This is a genomic window from Vibrio sp. Vf1514 (genome assembly GCF_052076135.1).
Classification (GTDB): domain Bacteria; phylum Pseudomonadota; class Gammaproteobacteria; order Enterobacterales; family Vibrionaceae; genus Vibrio; species Vibrio furnissii.
The window spans coordinates 3,179,600-3,186,997 of the sequence record NZ_CP197267.1 but is presented as its reverse complement, the minus strand read 5'-3'; the positions used below and the strand labels follow the sequence as shown (position 1 = coordinate 3,186,997).

General features: G+C 51.1%; 9 protein-coding genes. All 9 read left to right on the top strand.

What is annotated here, in order from left to right:
- Window positions 1-310 precede the first annotated feature (310 nt).
- Complete coding sequence (locus tag ACS18Q_RS14840) at window positions 311-1,057, top strand: amino acid ABC transporter substrate-binding protein (RefSeq protein WP_004728726.1); 747 nt, start codon at window positions 311-313, stop codon at window positions 1,055-1,057.
- Between the two features lie 72 nt (window positions 1,058-1,129).
- A complete protein-coding gene (locus ACS18Q_RS14835) occupies window positions 1,130-1,801 on the top strand; it encodes an amino acid ABC transporter permease (protein ID WP_004728725.1) in 672 nt (223 codons plus the stop codon).
- Window positions 1,798-2,535, top strand: coding sequence for an amino acid ABC transporter ATP-binding protein (locus ACS18Q_RS14830; RefSeq protein WP_004728724.1), 738 nt, complete (start codon window positions 1,798-1,800; stop codon window positions 2,533-2,535). Before ACS18Q_RS14835 ends, ACS18Q_RS14830 begins: the two co-directional genes overlap by 4 nt.
- A gap of 254 nt (window positions 2,536-2,789) precedes the next feature.
- Entirely contained in the window at window positions 2,790-2,927 is a 138-nt protein-coding gene (gene rpmH, locus ACS18Q_RS14825) for a 50S ribosomal protein L34 (protein WP_004728723.1), read from the top strand.
- 46 nt (window positions 2,928-2,973) lie between these two features.
- Window positions 2,974-3,297 (top strand): ribonuclease P protein component, encoded by a 324-nt coding sequence (gene rnpA, locus ACS18Q_RS14820; protein WP_441257214.1) that lies wholly within the window; start codon window positions 2,974-2,976, stop codon window positions 3,295-3,297.
- Complete coding sequence (yidD, locus tag ACS18Q_RS14815; RefSeq protein WP_081454181.1) at window positions 3,264-3,521, top strand: membrane protein insertion efficiency factor YidD; 258 nt, start codon at window positions 3,264-3,266, stop codon at window positions 3,519-3,521. Before rnpA ends, yidD begins: the two co-directional genes overlap by 34 nt.
- A gap of 2 nt (window positions 3,522-3,523) precedes the next feature.
- Window positions 3,524-5,146 carry a membrane protein insertase YidC gene (gene yidC / locus ACS18Q_RS14810; RefSeq protein ID WP_004728721.1) on the top strand — a complete coding sequence of 541 codons (1,623 nt, stop codon included), beginning with the start codon at window positions 3,524-3,526 and terminating at the stop codon, window positions 5,144-5,146.
- Window positions 5,147-5,239: 93 nt separating this feature from the next.
- Window positions 5,240-6,601: a tRNA uridine-5-carboxymethylaminomethyl(34) synthesis GTPase MnmE gene (gene mnmE / locus ACS18Q_RS14805; RefSeq protein WP_004728720.1), complete on the top strand. Its 1,362-nt coding sequence runs from the start codon at window positions 5,240-5,242 to the stop codon at window positions 6,599-6,601.
- Between the two features lie 299 nt (window positions 6,602-6,900).
- Window positions 6,901-7,335: an FMN-binding protein MioC gene (mioC, locus tag ACS18Q_RS14800; RefSeq protein ID WP_014204189.1), complete on the top strand. Its 435-nt coding sequence runs from the start codon at window positions 6,901-6,903 to the stop codon at window positions 7,333-7,335.
- Window positions 7,336-7,398: the final 63 nt, after the last annotated feature.

Genomic DNA, 7,398 nt, shown 5'->3' with positions numbered 1-7,398 from the left:
GATTCTCTCACTCTAAATCAATGATCGGTAAAGATTGGCAATTCTACCTGTTGATAACTCAGATCGCCAGCGATTGATCCACGATCCAGTGAATAAGATCCAAGTTATTCACAATATTTTCTCATCAGTTGGCAAGATCCACACAGCACGTCCTAAATTTACTCACACAGTGATCCACAGATTCAATGATCAACCGGAGTTATCCCCAAAAATGGGTGATCGTCCAGTTATGGTTAATAACAACTGGTTATTTATTCTATTAAGTTATTTACCAGTAATATCACGCCCTATAATCATAAGGAGTCACAAGATGAAAAACTGGATTAAATTGGCAGTGGCCGCGCTTGCTCTATCCGCCGCGACTGTACAAGCCGCAACAGACATCAAAGTCGGGATGTCGGGTCGTTACTTCCCATTCACCTTCGTCAAGCAAGACCAACTGCAAGGTTTTGAAGTGGATGTGTGGAACGAGATCGGTAAACGCAACGATTACCATGTGGAATATGTGACCTCAAACTTCTCAGGTTTGTTTGGTTTGTTGGAAACTGGCCGCATTGACACCATCTCGAATCAGATCACCATGACCAAAGAGCGTCAGGCGAAATACCTGTTCTCGGCACCGTATGTCATCGATGGCGCGCAAATCGCCGTACGTAAAGGCAACGACAGCATTCAAGGCATCGAAGACCTGGCCGGTAAAACCGTGGCGGTGAACTTGGGGTCAAACTTCGAACAACTGCTGCGTGCGCACGACAAAGACGGCAAAATCAACATCAAAACCTACGATACCGGTTTTGAACGTGATGTCGCGCTGGGCCGCATCGATGCGTTCGTGATGGACCGCCTCTCTGTGCTGGAAGTAATTGATAAAACAGGTCTGCCATTGCAATTGGCAGGGTCTCCATTTGAAACCATCGCCAACGCGTGGCCATTCCTGAACAACGAGAAAGGCCATAAATTGCAGTCGGAAGTGAACCAAGCACTTGCTGCGATGCGTGCAGACGGTACACTGAGCCAGATTTCTGAGAAATGGTTCGGTACGGATATTACCAAATAACTGAGACCAACAGCCGAATCAATAAGGTGGAATCGCAGGATTCCGCCTTTTGTTGTCTTTAGGGGGACGTAAATGGGGTTTGATTTTCAATACATGCTGGGGCTGATGCCGATCCTGCTCAAGTATCTGAGCACCACCATGGAAATGGCGGTGTGGGGCATGTTCTTTGCGCTGATTTTGTCCGTGCTGCTGGCCAACATCCGCGTGTTCAAAGTGCCGGTGTTGAACGCCCTGAGCCAGTTGTACATCAGCTTCTTTCGTGGCACACCGCTGCTGGTACAAATGTTTCTGTTGTACTACGGCCTACCGCAGATTTTCCCACTATTAATCGGCATTGATGCGTTTAGCGCGGCCGTGATTGGTTTGACGCTGCACTTTGCTGCCTACATGGCCGAAACCATTCGCGCGGCGATCATTGGTATCGACCGCAGCCAGATGGAAGCCAGCCTGTCGGTCGGCATGACCACGGGGCAAGCGATGCGCCGCATTATTTTGCCGCAAGCCAGCCGCGTCGCGCTGCCGTCATTGATGAACTACTTCATCGACATGATCAAATCGACCTCACTGGCATTTACCTTCGGCGTGGCGGAAATCATGGCCAAAGCGCAGATGGAAGCCTCCTCCAGCTTTCGCTTCTTTGAAGCCTTCCTGGCCGTAGCACTGATTTACTGGGCGGTCGTGATGGTTCTGACCCGCGTGCAGATTTGGGCAGAGAACAAACTGAATAAGGCGTATGTACGATGATCACGTTATCCAACATTCATAAACGCTTTGGCGATGCCGAGGTACTAAAAGGCATCGATATCACCATCAATCAGGGTGAAATCATTGTGATTATCGGCTCCAGCGGCACCGGTAAATCCACTCTGCTACGCTGCGTGAACTTTCTTGAGCAGGCCGACCAAGGCACCATCACCATTGATGATGTCAGCGTCGATACCCAAAAACACACCAAAGCCGAAGTGCTGGCCCTGCGCCGCAAAACCGGATTCGTGTTTCAGAACTACGCGCTGTTTGCTCACCTCACCGCACGTCAGAACATTGCGGAAGGCCTCATCACCGTGCGTGGCTGGAAAAAAGATCAAGCGCTACAGCGTGCGCAGCAGATCCTCGAAGACATTGGTTTGGGCGATCGCGGCGACAGCTACCCAGCAGCGCTCTCTGGCGGCCAGCAGCAACGCGTCGGTATTGGCCGTGCGATGGCGCTGCAGCCGGAACTGCTGCTGTTTGATGAACCCACCTCTGCGCTAGACCCAGAATGGGTGGGCGAAGTGCTGGGACTCATGAAAAAACTCGCCACCCAGCACCAAACCATGCTGGTGGTGACTCACGAAATGCAATTTGCCAAAGAGGTCGCCGACCGTGTGATCTTTATGGCGGAAGGGAATATTGTTGAGCAAGGTTCTCCACAGGATATCTTTGACCATCCACAGGATCCACGCCTCAGAAAATTCCTGAATCAGGTCGGGATCGATTAAGGATCCTTGAGATTTTATCGAGACTCCGTATAATCGGCCGACCGGAAAGTATGAAGCCCGAGCCTGAACGTTTTTCGTTCGTTGGAATCGAGTTTCGGCAAACCCAATCATTGACACCTTTTGTGACTGTGATTACAATTCCGCCTCTTTGTTGAGAGGCGTCGGAATGTCCTTTCTTTTATATACAGAGAAGACGTATTGCCCACGCCGGGTTTTATGAACCTAAAAACTACTGATCAGTAAAGGTAATAACCATGTCTAAACGCACTTTTCAACCTACAGTTCTAAAGCGCAAGCGTACTCACGGTTTCCGTGCACGCATGGCGACTGCGAACGGTCGTAAAGTAATTAATGCACGTCGTGCAAAAGGCCGTAAGCGCCTGTCAAAATAATCGCTAGCTTATTTTGAGTACGTACGCATTTAATCGGGAGTTACGTTTGTTAACTCCCGAGCATTATCAAAATGTCTTTCAGCAAGCTCACCGAGCAGGCTGCCCCCATTTCACCATCATTGCACGCGATAATAACCTTTCTCATCCTCGTTTAGGGTTAGCGGTTCCTAAGAAACAAATCAAGACAGCCGTTGGTCGTAACCGCTTCAAGCGTTTGGCCCGCGAAAGCTTTCGTCTCAATCAACACAAACTTGCACACAAAGATTATGTTGTCATTGCGAAGAAAAGCGCCCAAGATTTGAGCAATGAGGAAATGTTCACTTTGTTCGACAAGTTATGGCATCGCCTTTCACGCCCTTCACGTGGCTAGCCATTGGTTTAGTCCGACTATACCAGTGGTTTATTAGTCCGCTGATCGGCCCGCGTTGCCGATTTACTCCCACTTGCTCTACTTATGCGATAGAAGCGTTGAGAGCTCACGGATTTGTAAAAGGGTGTTGGTTATCCGGCAAACGTCTATTAAAATGCCACCCTTTGAACGAAGGGGGATTTGACCCCGTTCCACCAGTCCAAAAACACGACAGAGATAAATAACGATGGATTCTCAACGTAATATCCTGTTAATCGCTTTGGCTCTGGTTTCTTTTTTACTTTTCCAACAGTGGCAAGTAGCGAAGAACCCAGCACCTCAAGCGGTTGAGCAGGCTCAAACCAGCAGTGCCGTCCCTGCACCGTCTTTAGCCGATGAGTTCGATCCAGCACCATCGCAAAACAGTGCTGCGGCCAAAGTGATTACCGTCACTACAGATGTACTGACTCTGTCTATCGACACAGTTGGTGGTGATGTGGTCACAGCAAAACTGAACCAATACTCTGACGAATTGGACTCAGAAAACCCATTCGTCCTATTGAAAAATACACAAGGTCATCAATTCATCGCACAAAGCGGCCTGATCGGCCCTCAAGGGATCGATCTGAGCAGCAACAATCGCCCAACCTACACGGTTGACGCAGACAGCTTCACGCTGGCTGACGGCCAAGATGAACTGCGCATTCCGATGACTTACCAAGCCAACGGCCTTGAATACACCAAAACATTCGTGCTCAAACGCGGGAACTACGCGGTTGACGTTGAATTCAACGTGGTGAACCACTCAGGCAACAACGCCACTCTGGGCATGTACGCACACCTGCGTCAAAACCTGCTCGATTCTGGCGGTAGCCTAGCGATGCCAACTTACCGTGGCGGCGCTTACTCAACTGAAGATACGCGTTACAAAAAATACAGCTTTGACGACATGCAGGATCGCAACCTTGCGATGAACCTCGCCAACGGTCAAGGTTGGGCAGCGATGATCCAACACTACTTTGCGTCTGCATGGATTCCACGCAACGAGCCAGGCACCAACCTGTACTCTCGCGTGATCGGCAACCTGGGTGACATTGGCGTCCGCATGCCAAACAAAACCATCGCAGATGGCCAACAAGCTGATTTCAAAGCCACCCTTTGGGTTGGTCCTAAACTACAAGACCAAATGGCGGCCACTGCGCCAAACCTGGACCTCGTGGTTGACTACGGCTGGTTATGGTTCATCGCGAAACCACTGCACTGGCTGCTGTCTGTGATTCAGTCATTCGTTGGTAACTGGGGTGTGGCAATCATCTGTCTGACCTTCATCGTACGTGGTGCGATGTACCCGCTGACTAAAGCGCAGTACACCTCCATGGCGAAAATGCGCATGCTGCAACCAAAACTGCAAGCCATGCGTGAGCGCATCGGCGATGACCGTCAGCGCATGAGCCAAGAAATGATGGAACTGTACAAGACAGAGAAAGTGAACCCGCTGGGCGGCTGTCTACCTATCTTCCTACAGATGCCGATCTTCATTTCGTTGTACTGGGCTCTGATGGAATCGGTTGAACTGCGTCACTCACCATTCTTTGGTTGGATTCACGACTTGTCAGCACAAGACCCGTACTACATCCTGCCATTGTTGATGGGTGCAAGTATGTTCTTCATCCAGAAAATGAGCCCAACCACCGTGACGGATCCAATGCAGCAGAAGATCATGACCTTTATGCCGGTTATGTTTACGTTCTTCTTCCTGTTCTTCCCGTCAGGTTTGGTACTGTACTGGTTGGTATCGAACATCGTGACTCTGATTCAACAGACTTTGATTTACAAAGGTCTGGAGAAAAAAGGCTTACACTCCAAGTAAGCACGAAGCGAATCAGCAAAGGCGGCCAAAAGGTCGCCTTTTTGTTGCTTGCTGATTACAATGACGCTAATTCGATTTTTTACAGGTAAGGTTATGACTACCGATACTATCGTCGCGCAAGCCACGGCTCCGGGTCGTGGTGGCGTTGGCATTATTCGCGTTTCAGGTCCCAAAGCCACGGAAGTGGCGCTGGCAGTGACCGGCCGCACGCTCAAGCCACGTTACGCAGAATACCTGCCTTTCAAAACAGAGTCGGGGGTGGAACTGGATCAGGGCATCGCGCTCTTCTTCCCAAACCCACACTCGTTTACCGGTGAAGACGTACTGGAGCTGCAAGGCCACGGCGGCCCCGTGGTCATGGATATGCTCATCAAACGCATTCTGATGATTCCTGGCGTGCGTCCGGCGCGTCCGGGCGAGTTCTCTGAGCGCGCGTTTCTTAACGACAAGATGGATCTGACACAAGCGGAAGCGATTGCCGACTTGATCGACGCTAGCTCCGAAGAAGCAGCCAAATCGGCGCTCAAATCGCTGCAGGGTCAGTTTTCCAAACGCATCCATACGCTGGTGGAATCGCTGATCCATCTGCGCATCTACGTCGAAGCAGCAATTGATTTTCCGGAAGAAGAAATCGACTTTCTTGCCGACGGCAAAGTCTCCGGCGACCTACAAGCCATCATCGACAACCTCAACGCGGTGCGCCAAGAAGCCAATCAAGGCGCCATCATGCGTGAGGGGATGAAAGTGGTAATTGCAGGCCGTCCGAACGCCGGGAAATCCAGCCTGCTGAACGCGCTATCTGGCAAAGAGTCTGCGATTGTGACCGATATTGCCGGCACCACGCGCGATGTCTTGCGTGAACACATTCATATCGACGGCATGCCACTGCACATCATCGACACCGCCGGTTTGCGGGAAGCGTCGGATGAAGTGGAAAAAATTGGCATCGAGCGAGCGTGGGACGAAATCGCGCAAGCGGACCGTGTTCTGTTTATGGTTGACGGTACCACCACCAGCGCCACCGATCCCAAAGACATTTGGCCCGATTTTGTCGATCGCCTACCCGACAGCATGGGCATGACCGTGATCCGCAATAAAGTCGATCAAACCGGCGAAACGCTGGGGATCTGCCACGTGAACCAACCCACGCTGATCCGCCTATCGGCGAAAACCGGTGAAGGCGTCGATGCGCTGCGTTCACACTTGAAAGCGTGCATGGGCTTTACCGGCAATCAAGAAGGCGGCTTTATGGCGCGCCGCCGCCACCTCGATGCGCTGGAACGTGCCGCAGAACACCTGAGCATTGGTCAGCAGCAACTGGAAGGCTACATGGCGGGAGAAATTCTGGCAGAAGAGCTGCGTCTGGCGCAGCAACATCTCAATGAGATCACCGGGGAATTCAGTTCAGACGACCTACTCGGGCGCATCTTCTCCTCATTCTGTATCGGCAAGTAATTGATGAAGGCTAAGCGTGACTCAACGCTTAGCCTATTTTTTTTGTGATACGCCCGCGTTTCTTTGCCTTTTTGTCAACTCATTTTCCCCGCCTTCCCTGCACCACATGACCTTTTACCGAGAATGATCCCTTAGGCGCGATCCCCCTTGTGGAGAAGCTTGTGCACAGGCAGGATCCTTTCTTGATAGCGTGGATACACGATCTTGCCCTTTACTATCCACAGCTTACCCCTGTATTCTTCTCACCCAAGTCGATTATTCACTTCTTTCGTTTAAGACGAAACAGCTCGGGGTTTTATATGATTCACATCATCACAGGCAGTACCTTAGGCGGCGCAGAATACGTCGGAGATCACCTCAGCGATTTGCTGCAGGCGCAAGGAAAAGAGACCACGATTCACAATCAGCCACAATTGGCAGAGATTCCTGCGCAAGGAACGTGGTTGATCATCACATCGACGCACGGCGCAGGCGATTACCCAGACAACATCCAACCGTTTATTCAGGCGCTACAAGCCACCCCCCCCAACACCCGCGATCTGACATTTGCCGTGGTGGCCATAGGTGACTCAAGTTATGACACGTTCTGTGCCGCGGGCAAGCACGCGTTTGATTTGCTCGAAGATATTGGGGCAACACCGCTGGCGGACTGCTTTACCATCGATGTGCAAGAGTACCCCGTGCCGGAAGATGCCGCCGAAGTGTGGCTCAATGAGCGCCTTGCAGCGTTCTAATCAGTCTGTGAAGCGGCCATCGGTCGCTTTTTTTAAACCCCAAAAAAGGGAACGTGCTCCGCT

Bases quoted from the DNA above. Each gene is read 5' to 3' on its own strand.
- yidC (WP_004728721.1), top strand. From the start codon at position 3,524: ATGGATTCTCAACGTAATATCCTGTTAATCGCTTTGGCTCTGGTTTCT.
- ACS18Q_RS14830 (WP_004728724.1), top strand. From the start codon at position 1,798: ATGATCACGTTATCCAACATTCATAAACGCTTTGGCGATGCCGAGGTA.
- yidD (WP_081454181.1), top strand. From the start codon at position 3,264: ATGGCATCGCCTTTCACGCCCTTCACGTGGCTAGCCATTGGTTTAGTC.
- ACS18Q_RS14835 (WP_004728725.1), top strand. From the start codon at position 1,130: ATGGGGTTTGATTTTCAATACATGCTGGGGCTGATGCCGATCCTGCTC.
- mioC (WP_014204189.1), top strand. From the start codon at position 6,901: ATGATTCACATCATCACAGGCAGTACCTTAGGCGGCGCAGAATACGTC.
- ACS18Q_RS14840 (WP_004728726.1), top strand. From the start codon at position 311: ATGAAAAACTGGATTAAATTGGCAGTGGCCGCGCTTGCTCTATCCGCC.
- rpmH (WP_004728723.1), top strand. From the start codon at position 2,790: ATGTCTAAACGCACTTTTCAACCTACAGTTCTAAAGCGCAAGCGTACT.
- mnmE (WP_004728720.1), top strand. From the start codon at position 5,240: ATGACTACCGATACTATCGTCGCGCAAGCCACGGCTCCGGGTCGTGGT.